Genomic DNA, 16,384 nt, shown 5'->3' with positions numbered 1-16,384 from the left:
TAATGTAAAAAATATACGTATTTATCCACAATTATTAAAGCTGTAAAATAAAAAAAACTTTCTTTACAGGCGTAAAGAAAGTGAAATTGACAGTATATATTCGTTAAATAGCAACGTCTTTCCCACTTCCCTACGCTGGCATTAACCAGATCAGGTACTAAGAGTCTCAAAATTTCATCTGATCTCAGCCTATAAAAGGCCCCCCTAGTGGATAAATATTTAGTTGTCGTATTGTAATTATCATAGCATAATTCATGGAACTGTCAAAAGAATTAATTATATAACTACCTTAAAAACCTTCTTCTTTCCTTACTTTTAATGAAGTTTCAATTATCATATCTAATAGTTTGCTATAATTAATTCCCGCTGCTTCCGCACTTTTTGGTAGTAAACTTGATTGTGTCATCCCTGGTAATGTATTAACTTCCATTACATATGGAAGTCCTTCCTTCACCATCATATCAACCCTTGCATAAACACTACATTTTAATGCTTTATAACAAGCCAGTGACGCTTTATTTACACGTTCCTTTATTTCAGCTGGAAGTTCAATAACTTCTTCAACTGTACTAGTATCATCATATTTTGCATTATAGTCAAAGAACACAGCAGCATGTCGAATCGAAATGATAGGTAACTGTTGCCCATCAAAAATTGAACATGTAATCTCGTCACCTTTTATATACTTCTCAATTACTACTTCAGAATCCCATTCGAATACAGTTTCCAGCATAGAGATTAATTCATTTTTATCATAGACAATCTTAACTCCAACACTTGAGCCGCCAGAGTTTGGTTTTACCACTAACGGAAATCCTAATTTATCTAACTCCTCAAACTTTAGATCCTCCATTTTTGTAAGTTCAATCCAATCTGGTGTTTCTACTCCTTCATAACGCAAAATCTTTTTCGAAATATTTTTGTCCATACATATACCGCTAGATAACATATTGCTACCGCTATAAGGAATACCTAAACTCTCTAGCGTCCCTTGAACTGTACCATCTTCTCCGTACTTTCCGTGTAATGCTAGCAATGCAAAATCAATGTCTTTCGCTTTTTCAATTAAATCCATTTTTTCATTTAACGTAATTGGAACGATTTCATATTTACTCTTATCTAAATGTGCAATCATTTCATTCCCAGTCATAATTGATACTTGTTTTTCAGAGGATACTCCTCCCATAATAACGCCAATTCTCATTTTCTCAACTCCAAGTTTCATTTTTTAAAGTTTCACCAATTATTTGAATCCCTCTAACAATTTCCTGTTCTTTCAAACGTGAAAATCCTAATCGGAATGTGTTCGCTCCTCCTCCATCAGAGTAAAAAACATCACCAGGAGAAAAGGTAACTCCTTTCTCATAACACTTTTGTAAAAGTGTGCGGGCTTGAATTTTTTCTTCCAACTCTATAAACAAATGAAGTCCACCGTCTCCAGTCATTCTTTTAAACGGAATGTACTGATTACACGCCCCAACAGCTAACTCATATTTTTTCTTATAAACAGATCTTGCTTTTTTTAAATATTTTTCAAAATATCCTTCATGTAAATATTGAAACAGAACAGCTTGATCTAACGTAGATGTGTGAATGGTTCTGGCTCTTTTAACACTTTCTAAATAATGTATCAGTTCTTTATCTGCAATGATCCAACCTACACGTAAACCAGGGAAAAGTACCTTTGAAAAGCTACTAATATAAATCACATTATTACCAGCCCCTGCAAAAGTTAATAATGGCGATAAATGTGAACCCGAATAACGTAATTCTTCATTAAACCCATCCTCTATAATAGGGATCTTGTATTTTGAAAATAACCTCATCAATTCCGTTCTTTTCTCCGAACTCGTAACAATACCAGTTGGATTATGATAAGAAGGGATTAAATACGCGAAATCAAAATCCTTTTCACGCAAACTTTTTTCTACTTCATTCGTATCAATACCATCATCATTCATATCAATTCCATGAACTTCAAGTCCATGTAAACGAAAAAGCTTCAATGCAGCATGGTGAGTTGGGTTCTCACAAATAACACGCCCTGATTTCTTCGATAAAGAAGATAACACAATATCTAATCCTTCTGTAAATCCATTTGTAATTAGAATATCTTTGTTCGAAATATCTACACCTTTCATTTCCATGTAATGAAGTAAATAATTCATTAACGGTCTATAACCTTTGGCATATCCGTAGTTCAATACGATATCCCCTTCAATGGACATACGAGTAAGAAAAGCTCTTTTGAAATTTTCAACATCAAATAGCTTTTCGTCCGGAGCTATACTATTAAAAACAATCATTCCTTTTTCCCAGCGAACTCCATGCTTCATTAAGTCTAATTCATCCGCTAATGTGGTAACTGTATTAAGTTTATTTTTCCAATCTATTTCAACAGACGAGGTGTTACTTATATCCACCTTCGCAACGAAATTTCCTTTTCCTTTAACTGCATAAATGAGTCCTTCTTGTTCTAAATCCGCATATGCAGAGAGTACTGTATTTCTGCTCACTGATAATAATTCACTCAGTTCCCTTGTTGATGGGATTTTTTGGTCCCCCAACAAATGCCCTTTCATAATCATCTTTTTTAAATAATCCTTTAATTGAATATAAACGGGACGATCTTTTACAACTTTAAAATCTTTAAACAATTTCTTACCCCCTGCAATTATTTTTGCATATTTATTTCATTCTCAAAAGGTCCACTACATATGTATTTTTTATTAATAGCGGTACGGTTATAAAGCCTATAAATCATTTCGATATAAATTGATTACATCTTTTAAAGCAGCAGCTGCAGCTCCGCGTGGATTAGAAGCTCCACCAATTGTAGTGACTTGTCCCATTGTATCTGTAAAGAACGTAATTCCTTTTTCCGTGCCATTTATATTTGCTAACGGATGTTCTTTCTCTAAATTACAAGGTTGTACACTAAGGTTTACTTTTCCATTATCATCTTTATATGCTGATGCAATTAATTTAATTGATTTATTTTGTTCCTTTGCATTTTGAATTTGTTGCGTTGTAACGTGCTCTATTCCGTTTATTTTTATATCTTTGAGTGAATAATCGTTTCCCATTAAACTATTCGTCAAAAGTAATAATTTACAAGCGCTATCCATCCCGCTTATATCTAATAACGGGTTAGTCTCCGCAATTCCTTTATTTTGTGCTTCTTGCAATGCTTCTTCAAACGTCTTATATTCTTCATGCATCTTTGTAAGGATATAATTTGTTGTCCCGTTCAATATTCCTTCTATTTTTTCAATATGGCAACCTGCTAAACTTAGTTGTCCTATGTCTAATGTCGGTAACGCAGCGGCAGTTGCACCGCTATATCGAATGCGTGAGCCTGAAATACGTGCTGCTGTATTCAGTTCACTCCAAGCTGTAACAAGTGCACCTTTTGAAATAGCTACTATATCCATTTGTTTTTCAATAGCTTGTTTCATATACTGTTTCCCTGGATTTCCATTTTTAAGATTTGTAGCAGTTGATTCAACCAATACAGTACCATTTATATTAATCGTTCCGCGTTCCTCTGGATAATGTTCGATATATTTTTCAATTGCAGCAGAACCATCACCATACGTCAATAAATCATTAATCTGCAAACCTTTCCCGTTATGTATTGCAATATTTCTTCCTATCACTCCACTAACAACTAAGTCAATTCCATATGTTTCATTTATATATAAATATTTTTCATTTAATAATTTTATAAACTCTCTTCCTACTGTCCCGTATCCTGATAATACAATTTGAATTTTCATAATATCCCCCCATATCTTTATACCAAATCCCTCTTTCAATATAATATAAAGCGCCCTCGAATTCCATCGAGAGCGCTTTATATTATCTATTTCGGTAGACGTGATAATTTTCCAACAATTGTTCTATAAAACTCTTGAATGTTAGAAAAACCTAACGTGTCTGAAACACTAAGCCCTACCATATCAAGATGGTCCCAATTTGCTTTCATTTCAATATGATTCCATTTTCCAATTTGTAAAGACTCATTATTATTTACAAAAGTATTAGACGCAGGCGCAATCATAGAATTTGTATTTACTACACCATCGTTTTGCCACCAAGAAGTATCTATTAATGGTCGGTTTTCTTCATATCTTGCATAAGAGCCTAAGAAGAATGCATTCCCCATTAGCACTTTATTCATTGTTATATGCGGTAGATGCAAACCTGTTATAGGTGCTGCTTGCGATGCATGTCCACTATAGGATAAGTAATATACATCCGATTGCGTCTTTACCCAATTATTTAACTCCTTTGCTCCATCAGTACTTAAATCCCATTGACTAATATCTTTTGTATTCTCCCAAATTGAACTATTTAAAATACGATCAGTATATTGGAAAAAGGACTCTCCAGCATATTTTTTCATACCCCATTGATCCAATTTAAAATCATATAATGATAAATTATTGTTTCCTCCTAAACTCGCAGCTGTAATGAGAAAATCTTTAACGAATGGCAATAGAAGACTCCCGTCTGCAAGTGTTGTCCCATTATGAGGAGTTGCTAAAGTTGTAACACTATGAACATACGATTTACCGCCTTCAAATAGTGGTGATATCTTTGCGTTCGGATGATTTTTCACATGATTTTTTTCTTCATAACTGCCTTCTTTTAATAACTGCACTAATGTTCTTGTCGTTTGTCCACCCATGCTATGCCCAACTAAATGAACTTTATTTGTTTCACTCCAATTCGGTGCAAATCCACTATAAGTTCTACCAAAACGATTATGTCCATGTTTCTCAGCATGCGCCGCGCCGTAGTCTACTGTTCCACCGTTAATTTGCGCGTATAATTCACATGCACGGTCCCAGTTACTAGAAACTGGCCCAACAGCTGCAGTATGTACTGTATAACCATTTCTTTTTAAATCTTCTTGTATATCATGAACACCACCCCAATATTTTACCCCTAGCATTTCCTCTCTACCCCATCCAGCAAATCCATTCACTAAAATGATAGGATAATTATTTTGTTGTCTCTCTTCAGCGTATGTTGTTTTCGCTGCGAATGAACAAACAGTCACTAATGTAAAAAAACATACTTTTAAAAATAACTTCCCCATACTTTCTCCCCCTAATTAAACGCTTTCATTTTTCTGTGAAAAAGATTGACACAATCAGTTTTTAACTTAAACATAATGTAAAGTATTTTATATACGTTGTATATATAGACAACATACACAAATGTTGATAAATATTAATTCAAGTAAACATTTACTTTTCACAATACAACTTGTAAATCTGATTATTTGAATTTATAATTGAATATAGTTTCCTCATGTCAAATGGATTTAATAATCATAAGAAAACTTATTTCATTACTTGAAAAGGAGGAAAAAGCATGCAAATTGAATCAAACATTCATACATTATCTCAACCTACTAAAATAACTCCATCTATTCTTGAGCATAATACTATCTCTTCTACTAAACTTGAAGGTAAGAAAGCGGATGATCCTATCAAGTTCGATATTCGTTCCTCTGAAAAAGAAATGAAACAGCCTGAGCATAAATTTAACGAATTAGATTTATGGAAGATGTTAAAGGATAAAGGTGTTCCTTTATGGATCATCCTTGAAATGCTACAAAAGTCTCGTAAAGAAAAAGAAGCTCAAAATAATTCAGTTCAAAATTCAAATACGATTGAAGAAACGAGTGAGGCCCGATTAGATGAAGTAATGTAAAGCATAATATTTGATTGGTCTATAAACTAAAAAGAGTTCAAGATTGATAAAGTTTTTATCAACCTTGAACTCTTTTTTAAGATTTTTCTCCAATCGTTACAAATTGAAAAGATACTTCTCCTTCCAAACCTTTAATTAGCCTTGTTACTTTGACATTTTCATTAACCAATGTATTATCTGTCGACATTTTAGGTTTTTCATCTCCTAAAGATTTTTTCAGATGAAGAAGGTGCATTTTCGTTTCATTTACCTTTATTTCTTTATACACACTATTTTGTGCTACAATCACATACCATTGCGTTGGATATTTACGAGTGTTACCTATCCAAGCGTCACTATCGTATGAAACTGGAATCTCTTTTCCTTCTAATTCAATACTTTTCATATTCTTTTCGTCTTCATGTGTAAACAACAGCGAACCTTCTTTTGGGAATTTCGGTAACGTATCTATAATATAATTGGAGCCATTATCTCGTTTACGAAAAACTTTTTCTTTAATCAATGCTTGTGCTGTAGATTCATTTAAAATTAATACCTGTCCATTTCCAACTTTACCTTTTTTCACAGAAAACACTTCATTTTCTTTCGTAATTTCTTGATAACGATTAATAATTGGTGGAATTTTATTTTCATCTCCAATGATTAATAAACCGTTTGCAGGAAATGGATTTTCCTTTTTAGAGCATGCACTAAAACTTATTAAAAGTAGTATCGTTAACATAAAAATAGTTAAAGTTCTTTTCATCGCGTTTCCTTTCATCATACAGTTCATTTTTTCCACATACTTTAATGTAGTCTTACAAGCTAATAAACTCTATTGCTCCATAACTTTATAAAGCTTTTGTAGGTAACGCCAACGAGTTATAAAGAAATATAAAACTTGTATACATATAAATGAAATTAAAATAACGATCGAGCTATTTAAAATAGAAAAATCGACTAATTGTTGCAGTGCCGTATACGCAACTACAGTATGAATCACTGCAATGATAATCGGTAAGAAGAACATTAATACTAACTGTCTCGTTACAATTTTTTTTAATTCTCGTTTACTTAATCCCATTTTCGAAATCATTTTATATTGCTGTTGATCGCGATCCAAATCAGTATATAATCGGAAATAAATAAAACTAGCAGCAAATGTAAAGAAAACGATTCCGACTAAAATACTTGCCATAAGTAATAAACCATTCTTTTGTTTTGCCTCCAACAAGTTTAATGTTAAAGCTTCAAAGTAGAAATCTCTGTCCCTAAGATCTTTATCGAATACATTCTTTAATTGATTTGAAATCTCTTTCGTTTTTATCCAATCATCTACAACAAATCCGTAAGTACGATGTTGAATATTTTCATCTTTTGGATTACTTGTATGAGGAATTTCATCATACACATGATCTTGAACAGCAATATAAATACTACTAGGATCATGTGGTAAAACTAAATTTCCCACAGTTTTTTTCACACGAAATGTCTTTGTCCAATCTCCTTGAATGACTTCAATATTTTTTTTATAGTCACCATTTTTAAATTCTTGTTTTTGTGACACCCTCCCAGGGATTAGTAAAATTTCATCTTCTTTTTCAATCGTTTCTTGTTGGTACCCGAGTGCTCTCGTAAGTTCGTTATATTCACTTAATTTCAATACATTTACGTTACTTTCTGTAAATTTATTTGAAGATGAAGCCATTCGGTACGGAATATTTGCATCCTCAAGATGTTTTTTTATAATAGAGAGATGTTTATCTACCAATTTGTTGTTTTCAGAGCTTTCATACAGAAATGTATATGGGTTTGTCATCCATACTAAATTCCTATTACCAAGAGCAGCTGTTGTACCGATTGCTGTAAATGCAACTGCTGAAATAATAGATACAATGAAAAACATCGTTGCGTTATCTTTCATACGGTAAATTAATTCTGAAAATGTTAATATATTTGTTCGCTTTAAAAAGAATGATTCACTTCTTTTAGCAAGATACAATATATACACGCTACACTGTGTATATAAAAAGTACGTTCCTATAATAACTAGAAGTACACCCATTCCGAGCGTAATAAAATTAGTACTTGGGATAAAGCGAAATACTGAAATATATCCATAGCCTACACTAATTAAAGAAAGTAGTGATAATAGAATTGAAGCTTTCGGTTCAGGCTTTGGCTTTTCCTCTGCTTGAATAAGTTCCACAAGTTCCGTTACTTTTATCATTTTAAAAGTAACAAGCGAAACAATTAAAAATAATAAAAGAAATGTGATGAATGTTAATAATACCGCCTGCACTGGTATATAAAAAGGTAAACCATTACTAATCATTAATACACTTGCGCTTATCAATAACACTAGTTTAGAAAATATGAGTCCGATGAAAATCCCTATACAAATTGACCCAAGTCCAATTAACATATTTTCAATTAATAATAATTTCTTAAGCTGCCTCATTGACATTCCTTGCATCATTAAAATGCCAAATTCTTTCTTACGTGTTTTTAAAAATGAACTTACTGAATATAAAATAAAGAAAAATGAAAATACAAAAATCAAGCCTTGCGAAATTGTAAATCCTAATGTTCCAAATGCACTTATTGTTGTACTCGTCGATTTTAATTCACCTTGTAAATCAGGATGAAATAATAAAAGGGCATACGTAAAGAAAATCATAATAGAAAATGCACAACTTAAAAAATGGGCAGCGTATGTACGCTTATTACGAAAAATATTATTAAATGCGAACTGACGAAAAGTCATGCCTTTTCCCTCCTAACAAAGAAAGGACATCCATAATCTTTTGATAAAAGGCTTGCCTGCTGTCACCGCAATAAATTTCGTTATATAATTGACCATCTTTAATAAAGATAACTCTGCTGCAAAAACTCGCTGCATACGGATCATGTGTAACTAACATCATCGTAGCTTTTTCTTCTTTATTTAAAGTATCTAGCATCTCCATTACATCATTTGAAGATTTAGAGTCTAAATTCCCTGTTGGTTCATCTGCAAGTAATAATTGTGGCTTATGAACAATTGCACGAGCAATTGCTGTTCTTTGAGCTTGCCCCCCTGAAATTTCAAAAGTTCTTTTACTCAATATATCTGTAATATTTAATTTCTCTGCAATTTCTTCAACTCGTTTGTTCATTTCTTGTACAGAAACACCATCTAATGTCATCGGCAATACGATATTTTCCTTTACTGTAAGTGTGCTAAGTAAATTAAATGATTGAAAAACAAATCCTAATTGTTTCCTACGGAATAAAGCCAAATTATCTGATGTCAACTGGAAAGGATTTGTACCATTTATTAATATTTCTCCCGATGTTGGAGAGTCGATAGTAGATACCATATTTAATAACGTTGTTTTCCCGCTCCCTGATGGCCCCATAATCCCTATAAATTCACCTTCTTGAATTGATAAATCAATATCTACCAATGCTTTAAAAGGCATTTTCCCTTTATATACTTTACTAATACTTTTTGCATGTAAAATTTCCATTTATATTCTCCCTTCATTTCCACTGCTCACTATAAAGTGTAAATGAATTGTCTTATAGCACATATTGATTCATCTTTCATTTATCTTACACGCTTGTAAGATTTCTAAAAGAACTGATAACAAACCTGTTTTCAAACTATAATTAACGATTATTCATCTTATAATATCTATATAGTAGTATAAAATACAATACTACTTATTTCTGGTTGCCAGGACACCTTGTAAGCCTATTAAATATATAAATAAAAGTGGGTTTAAGAAACGATTATCATCATTAAAAGTTGCTGTATTCCTTGTATTCTTTATTAGCAACATAAAATATATTATAAAGAATAACTATAGAACTTCAAAACGATAAATCATAACTTATAATTCATAAGTATAATCCAAAAGTAAATAGTACATAAAAAAGCTCAGAGTTTTAGCTCTAAGCTTTTTTAAAATCATTTCATTCCATTATAACTCCTTTTAAAGAGCAATATTTTTTATCCACTCTGATTTGCTTAATAAATAATGATTATATAGTTGGTTTTCTATCGTCTGTTGGCTCAAATAAGTAAATCCACATTTTTCAATAACTTTATTTGATGGTACGTTGTTAATTAAAGCAATTGCGTTGAGGACATCTACATTTGTATTTTCAAACAAATAATTAATTAACCCTTTAGTCGCTTTCGTAGCGTGACCATTGCTTTGATACTCGCTTGAAATAGCATACATTATTTCTCTATTTGGTGCAGGAAGTTCACCTTTAATACCTGTGCAGCACCATCCAATAAATTCATTTGTGGTTTTCTTAAATATTCCTAGTCTTAATATGTGATCATCTATGTTAGTCGTAGTTCTCACTGCATTAAGAAATGCTTTATTTTCTGGTATTTCATAATTTGCAACCCAATTAACCCTTTGTTCTTTCGTTGATTTCCAGTCTGGTAAAAACTGTTCTATTTCCGGTTGATTCGATATTTTATAAATACTCTCCGCATCTTTGATAGTAAACTCTTGCAAGTATATATCTCCACAGTCTATTCTAAATAAATTAGTCGAACTCTCTTCTCCCATGTTAATCCCCCTTAATTATATTAAAGCGCCTTAATCTGCTTCGTAAGTTCTATAAATCGTTCATCAAGTTCTTTATATTCTTTATCGTTAGAAGTTAAGAAACTTAATTTACCTAATACTTCTTGTCGCTCTGTTTCTAACGTTAAACGTAGCTCTTCAATATCATCTCTTGTTTTAATAAGTTCCTCTAGCTGCTTTTGTATCGTATTATTTGAAAACACGAGTTTCGTGTTAGTTGTTTTCTCTAGAAAATATCGATCGTGAGAAACTATAACGAGTGTTCCATTATACTCAGCTAATGTATTTTCAAGCTGTTCACGTGAAGGGAGGTCAAGGTGATTCGTCGGTTCATCTAAAATAAGTACATCTTTTTCATCTAAAATATAAGCCATTAACTTGCATTTTACTCGTTCCCCCATACTCATATGCTCAATCGGCTCTTTCCATTGAGAAGCTTGGAATCCTAAATGTTTCATTAAATTTTGGACTTTTCCTCTTTCTTCAAATGTCTCTTTAAAAAATAAATCTTCTGGTGTTTTATCTAGTGGTAAATCAAATACTTCTTGTGTTAAATAACCGATGTTTGCAGATGGTGAAACCCATACTTCTCCTTCAGCAGTTTCTGTTTCCATAATCATCTTCAATAAGGTTGTTTTCCCGCTACCGTTTGGTCCAACAATCGCAACCTTCTCACCGTGCTGGATTGTAAAATTAACGTTTTCAAATAATGTCTTTCCATGAAAGTCTTTTTTTAATTTCTTTACTTCTAAAAAGCGTTTTCCTACTTTTTTATTCGCTTGAATAGAGAACTCCACTGAATACTCTTCTTTCACACGTTCTACTTTCGTTTTCTCCAGCTCTTTTTCGAGACGTTTTCGTTTTGACTTCACTTGCGCATCCATTCGCTTCGCTTTTACACGATAAAACTCTTTAACTCCTTCTTGTTTTGTAGACTGTGCGTGTGCCTTTTGTGACCATGAACTTAATTCTTTTATATGTGTTTCTACTTGTTCTATCTTTTTTTGTTGTTTTTCATATTCACGTTGCTGCGTCATTCTTGTATGCTCACGTGCTTTCATATAACTCGTATAATTACCGCTATGCTCAATTAGTTTCTTTTCCTCAATTGACCATATTTTCGTTGCGACAACATCTAAAAAGTATCGATCATGCGATACAACGATAACTGTACCCTTCATATTTTTTATTTGCTTAATGAGAAATTCCGTACTCATCTCATCTAAATGATTTGTCGGTTCGTCTAATATTAATAAATTAGGATTTTCGGCAAATCCTTTTGCTAGTCGAACTTTCAGCTTTTCACCACCACTTAAAGTAAGAAAATCGTTCGTTGGCACGCCCCATTTCGCAAGAAGTTCTGCTTCTTTTGCAATCATATCATTACTAATAAAAGATTCTATTTCTTGTTCAACATATGCCGTTGTCATATTCATTTCCTGCCATTCAACATTCCCTTTTGATGGCTCAATCTTCCCATTTATTAATTGAAGTAACGTTGATTTACCGGCACCATTTTTACCGATTAATCCGATAACATCCCCTTGTCTTACTGTAACATTCATTTTCTCTAATAAAGTATTTTCCATTATTTCAACATACACATCATTTAATTTTAAAATTTCTTTCATATTACCGATCCCTTTCATTAAGGGAGAACAAAAAAATCCTCCCAAATTAATTTGGCAGGATTAGTCGTTAACATATTTATACCCAAATAAGCTATTACGCATAATAAATAGCAATACCGTTGTAAGGAGATTGGGCAGACTAATCCTATTTTTTATAAATTGAAATTTATTGAATTTCAACATTTAAAAATAAGATTAGTTAATCATCGTCCACCCATCATTCCTTTCCGTCGTTAGTAACCATATTGTACCATGATAGTACTGTATGAGTAAATGTAATTATATGTGCTGTGAAAATGATTGCTTTCTTTTAGGTCTATTTATCTTCACTTCATATCGATCAAACACAAACAACATCTGTAATACTACTGGCTTTAGATTTCCTTAGTAGTAAACTTCTACGCACTCTCTCTTATATAATTTTTATATAAATGTATCATTAATTACATATTATACATATTACATTTCAGTTCTTATAATAAAGATATCATTTTAAAAGGAGGATACTACAATGGAATTTAGTAAACTAGGAAACAGTGGATTAACAGTAAGTAAGATTGCATACGGGAACTGGATTAACCATGGTGGAAAAGTAAACGAAGATACTGCAAATGATTGTGTGAAAGCCGCACTAGATGTCGGAATTACTACGTTCGATACTGCTGATGTCTATTCGGACACTATAGCCGAAGAAGTACTTGGCCGGTCTTTGAAAGGTACACGCCGAGAAAGCATAGAACTATGTACAAAAGTATGCCATCCGACCGGACCTGGAAAAAATGATCGTGGATTATCGAGAAAACATATTATAGAAAATTGCAATGCATCGTTACAGCGGTTGCAGACAGACTACATTGATGTCTATTATGCACATAGATTTGACTCAACAACTCCTCTTGAGGAAACGATGTTAGCTTTTGCTGATCTTGTAAGACAAGGTAAAGTCCTTTACTTAGGCGTAAGTGAATGGACATCAGAACAAATTACCCGCGGTGCAGCACTTGCACGAGAATTGAACATTCCACTTATCGCTAGCCAACCTCAATATTCGATGTTGTGGCGAGTTATTGAAACTGATGTAATACCAACATGTCAACGTGAGGAACTTGGTCAAGTTGTATGGTCTCCCCTCGCACAAGGTATTCTCTCTGGAAAATATCAACCTGGTAAACCAATACCGACTCAATCACGTGCTAATTCAGATGCTGGTAAACCATTTTTCCACAAACTCGTGCAACGTTGGATGAGTGATGATGTACTCACTGCAATTCAGAAACTCAATCCCATCGCGCAAGAAACTAATCTTACCCTACCACAACTCGCAGTTGCTTGGGTACTACAAAATCCAGCTGTTTCCTCTGCAATTATTGGCGCTTCAAATCCGGAGCAAATAAGAGAAAACGTAATTGCTTCTAGTATTAAATTACAACCTGAAATAATGGATCAAATTGATAGTGTACTAAAAGGTTTCATTGAGTACGATCCGAGTAAAACAGGTTGAAACATCAGTGAATTCCTTTTTAAAAACCACAAAATATCTTTGTAGTCTGACTTTAAAATAAAAATAGAAGTTTTCCTATCCAACTTTCCCCCTGCCCATCCCATCAAGATGGGCCTTTACTTTTCAAATTCAAATTGTGAAGTCGTATAAACCTCTCTAACAACTGTTAAGAAGTTCTCTAATACGACAGATTTTTCATCTTGTCTCCATCCAACATATAAATTTATTTTCGGTGTATTTTCTTGAATGTCTTTATACATGACACCCGATTTTTTATAGCTTTCCACCGATGATGGAACGACAGAAATCCCCATCCCTGCTGCAACTAAATTCACAATAGTTTGCATTTGGATCGCCTCTTGAACAATATTTAAACTTACTCCATGTTCCCAAAAGTAACTAATAATAAAATCATAAAAGTTAGTACCGAAATGACGAGGAAATAAAATAAATGGTTCATCAACTAATGATTTGATTGAAATGTTACGTAATGAAACTAAAGGATGCTCTTCATGCAAAACTAATTTTAAACATTCCTCAGAACAAACTTCGGAAACTAATATTTCATTATTCTGCTTGGAACGAATAAATCCAATATGAATTTGTTTTTCATATAACGCTTTTATTTGCTGGTCTGTTGTCATCTCGCGTAATATGAGCTGTATTTTAGGAAAACGTTCTCGAAATTTTTTTAATATGTCTATAACGGTTTCTGTAGAATCGACAAAACCAATTATTAAATGTCCTATCTTCCCTTCATCCGCAAGCTGTGTTTCTTTAATGGTTCTATCTACTTGAAGCAATGTTTGCCGCGCACCTTCTAAAAATATTTTTCCGGCATCCGTAAGTTCAACCATTCTTTTCGTTCGATGAAAAAGTTGAACTCCTAACTCTTCTTCTAATTTACGAATTTCTTGACTTAAAGGAGGTTGTGCCATCATAAGACGCTCTGCTGCACGACTAAAGTTTAATTCTTCTGCCACCGTTATGAAATATCTCATTTTTCGAATATCCATTTCAATCCTCCTATCATTTACAACTATCAAAGATTTCTCTTGTATTACTAAAAAACGTTTATAGGCCTACTATTTCTTTTAACTTCATCAGGTTCTTTTAAATTCTCTTAGGTAAATAATCTGTCATTCTCAAATTGTATCAAGGATACAAAACAAGGCTAAAAAACTTATCTCAAAAGTTCTTTAGCCTTGATTACTTTTTACACATTACAAAATTTAATTCGTACAACGGTACCTTTACCAACTTCTGAATGGATCTCTACATTATGTCCTAATTGTTTTGTAATCTCATATACAAGATATAGTCCCATTCCCGTTGATTCTTTAAAATCTCTACCGTTTTCTCCTGTAAAGAAAGGTTTAAACACTCTTGGTAAATCTTGCTTCGGTATCCCTACGCCACTATCGGCAATTTCAAGTACAATATTATTACCTTCCTTACAAGCTTTCACTTTAATCTTTTCTCTACTACCTGATGAGTATTTAATTGCATTCGATATAATTTGTCCAATTAAAAATTGTAACCATTTCGCATCACTTTCTACAGTAATACCCTTATCAATTTCAAGCTCTGGATATACGAAATTCCGGATAAAAAAGCGTTTATGTTCATGTACAGAATCATTCACTATTTTATGTAGTTGTACTCTTTCCACATAAAAATCTTGTGTAAATGCCTCTAAACGTGCGACATACAGTGCCATCTCTAACCCCTTTTTCAACCTATCCGTTTCCTCATTAATACTTTCAAAACGCGAATCCACTTCATCTTGTGTAATTAATTCTATTACAGATAAAGGTGTTTTCATTTGATGAATCCACTGATTCATAAAGGTTAAATGATCATTATTTTTCCTCTCTTGTAACTGGAGCTGATTTTGATAATGTCGATATTGTACTTCGAGCAAATCTTGGAGAGCAGTAGATAAAACTGCAAAATCAGATTTTTGAACAGATTCATCCAAAGATTGCAACGGATTTGCTAAACGTTCATAAAAAGAACGATGTGTAAAATAACGAAATACTAAATAACTTACCATAAAAAAAGCACCTAAAAACATTGCATATAATGCCGTTGAAATATGATTATGCCCATCAAACCAATAAACTAAGAATATGGCTAGTAGTTGGATCGCAGTAAAACAAATAAGTGGTATATGATCACGTATAAACAACCTTATCATTTTTCCATACCATTATCCCAAGTAATATGTAATCTATATCCAACACTACGAATTGTTTCAATTGCTCCTTCAATTTGTAACGTTTTCAACTTTTTACGCACACGTGTTGTATTTACACTTAATGTATTATCATCAACATAGGATTCACTATCCCATAATTTATTTAATAATACTTCTCTACTTACAACACGCGGATAATTTTTCATTAACATCTCTAATAAAATGGCTTCGTTTCTCGTTATATCAATCTCTTGGTTCCTAAGTTTTAATACAAGTCTTTCGGGATATAAACAAAGCCCTTGTTGCTCAACCATTCGTTCTTCTAGTTTCGGTGCGTAATCTCCGTAAGCACGTCTTAAATGACTACGGATTTTCGCCATTACAACTTCATAATGAAACGGCTTCGGAATAAAATCATCGCCACCATTTTCTAACGCCATAACTTGATCCATCGTACCTTCACGGGCCGAAATAAATAAAATCGGACATGTAGAAACCCCGCGAATTTGACGACACCAATAGTAACCATCAAAACTTGGTAAATTAATATCTAATAAAACTAACTCCGGTTGTTCTTCTAAAAATATGTCTAACACATTTTGAAAATCCGTTACAATAATTCCTTGGTAACCGTATTTCGCAACATATGTTGATAATAGCTCCGCAATTTTCATATCATCTTCAACAATCATAATTTTAACCATCTCTGAACTCCTTTTTGATCCACAATCTCAAATATACTTATATAAATACT

14 protein-coding genes and 1 riboswitch are annotated in these 16,384 nt (G+C 32.8%); of the genes, 2 read left to right on the top strand and 12 right to left on the bottom strand.

The genetic code is table 11. The features are described 5' to 3' along the window. Window positions 1–110: 110 nt before the first annotated feature. Window positions 111–216: riboswitch (TPP riboswitch) on the bottom strand. Window positions 217–289: 73 nt separating this feature from the next. The 4 genes from ddlB to DET63_RS08000 all read right to left on the bottom strand — a co-directional run bounded on the left by ddlB (window position 290) and on the right by DET63_RS08000 (window position 5,107). Beyond that, the gene (ddlB, locus tag DET63_RS08015) at window positions 290–1,204 is read right to left on the bottom strand and encodes a D-alanine--D-alanine ligase (protein ID WP_113936551.1); all 915 of its coding nucleotides are present in this window, start codon (window positions 1,202–1,204) and stop codon (window positions 290–292) included. A 4-nt stretch (window positions 1,205–1,208) separates the two neighbouring features. Continuing rightward, window positions 1,209–2,657: a MocR-like pyridoxine biosynthesis transcription factor PdxR gene (pdxR, locus tag DET63_RS08010; protein WP_002085207.1), complete on the bottom strand. Its 1,449-nt coding sequence runs from the start codon at window positions 2,655–2,657 to the stop codon at window positions 1,209–1,211. A 96-nt stretch (window positions 2,658–2,753) separates the two neighbouring features. Beyond that, window positions 2,754–3,779 carry a homoserine dehydrogenase gene (locus DET63_RS08005; protein ID WP_098168297.1) on the bottom strand — a complete coding sequence of 342 codons (1,026 nt, stop codon included), beginning with the start codon at window positions 3,777–3,779 and terminating at the stop codon, window positions 2,754–2,756. Between the two features lie 86 nt (window positions 3,780–3,865). Further along, window positions 3,866–5,107, bottom strand: coding sequence for an esterase/lipase family protein (locus tag DET63_RS08000; RefSeq protein WP_113936351.1), 1,242 nt, complete (start codon window positions 5,105–5,107; stop codon window positions 3,866–3,868). 278 nt (window positions 5,108–5,385) lie between these two features. Between DET63_RS08000 and DET63_RS07995 the strand changes: the two genes are divergently transcribed. Next, complete coding sequence (locus tag DET63_RS07995) at window positions 5,386–5,727, top strand: DUF3914 domain-containing protein (RefSeq protein WP_113936350.1); 342 nt, start codon at window positions 5,386–5,388, stop codon at window positions 5,725–5,727. A 76-nt stretch (window positions 5,728–5,803) separates the two neighbouring features. On the opposite strand, the gene DET63_RS07990 is transcribed toward DET63_RS07995, so the two are convergent. From DET63_RS07990 to abc-f, 5 genes are all read right to left on the bottom strand, one after another. Then, window positions 5,804–6,487, bottom strand: a complete 684-nt coding sequence (locus DET63_RS07990) for a lipoprotein BA_5634 family protein (protein ID WP_113936550.1) — start codon at window positions 6,485–6,487, stop codon at window positions 5,804–5,806. 54 nt (window positions 6,488–6,541) lie between these two features. Continuing rightward, window positions 6,542–8,473 (bottom strand): FtsX-like permease family protein, encoded by a 1,932-nt coding sequence (locus tag DET63_RS07985; protein WP_113936349.1) that lies wholly within the window; start codon window positions 8,471–8,473, stop codon window positions 6,542–6,544. Then, entirely contained in the window at window positions 8,448–9,218 is a 771-nt protein-coding gene (locus DET63_RS07980) for an ABC transporter ATP-binding protein (protein ID WP_113936348.1), read from the bottom strand. The genes DET63_RS07985 and DET63_RS07980 overlap by 26 nt, the downstream gene beginning before the upstream one ends. A 468-nt stretch (window positions 9,219–9,686) precedes the next feature. Next, entirely contained in the window at window positions 9,687–10,280 is a 594-nt protein-coding gene (locus tag DET63_RS07975; protein WP_113936347.1) for a GNAT family N-acetyltransferase, read from the bottom strand. Between the two features lie 20 nt (window positions 10,281–10,300). Further along, complete coding sequence (gene abc-f, locus DET63_RS07970) at window positions 10,301–11,929, bottom strand: ribosomal protection-like ABC-F family protein (RefSeq protein WP_113936549.1); 1,629 nt, start codon at window positions 11,927–11,929, stop codon at window positions 10,301–10,303. Window positions 11,930–12,440: 511 nt separating this feature from the next. On the opposite strand from abc-f, the gene DET63_RS07965 reads away from it, so the two are divergent. Beyond that, entirely contained in the window at window positions 12,441–13,430 is a 990-nt protein-coding gene (locus tag DET63_RS07965) for an aldo/keto reductase family protein (RefSeq protein ID WP_113936346.1), read from the top strand. Between the two features lie 116 nt (window positions 13,431–13,546). On the opposite strand, the gene DET63_RS07960 is transcribed toward DET63_RS07965, so the two are convergent. From DET63_RS07960 to DET63_RS07950, 3 genes are all read right to left on the bottom strand, one after another. Then, window positions 13,547–14,446: a LysR substrate-binding domain-containing protein gene (locus DET63_RS07960; protein WP_113936345.1), complete on the bottom strand. Its 900-nt coding sequence runs from the start codon at window positions 14,444–14,446 to the stop codon at window positions 13,547–13,549. Window positions 14,447–14,646: 200 nt separating this feature from the next. Further along, window positions 14,647–15,630 carry a sensor histidine kinase gene (locus DET63_RS07955; RefSeq protein ID WP_113936344.1) on the bottom strand — a complete coding sequence of 328 codons (984 nt, stop codon included), beginning with the start codon at window positions 15,628–15,630 and terminating at the stop codon, window positions 14,647–14,649. Further along, window positions 15,627–16,334 carry a response regulator transcription factor gene (locus DET63_RS07950; protein WP_016091485.1) on the bottom strand — a complete coding sequence of 236 codons (708 nt, stop codon included), beginning with the start codon at window positions 16,332–16,334 and terminating at the stop codon, window positions 15,627–15,629. Before DET63_RS07950 ends, DET63_RS07955 begins: the two co-directional genes overlap by 4 nt. Between the last annotated feature and the right edge of the window lie 50 nt (window positions 16,335–16,384).

The sequence above is a fragment of the Bacillus sp. DB-2 genome (assembly GCF_003315125.1).
Lineage (GTDB): Bacteria > Bacillota > Bacilli > Bacillales > Bacillaceae_G > Bacillus_A > Bacillus_A mycoides.
Note: the sequence above shows the minus strand (reverse complement) of the source record. Positions and strands in the feature narration are given on the sequence as shown.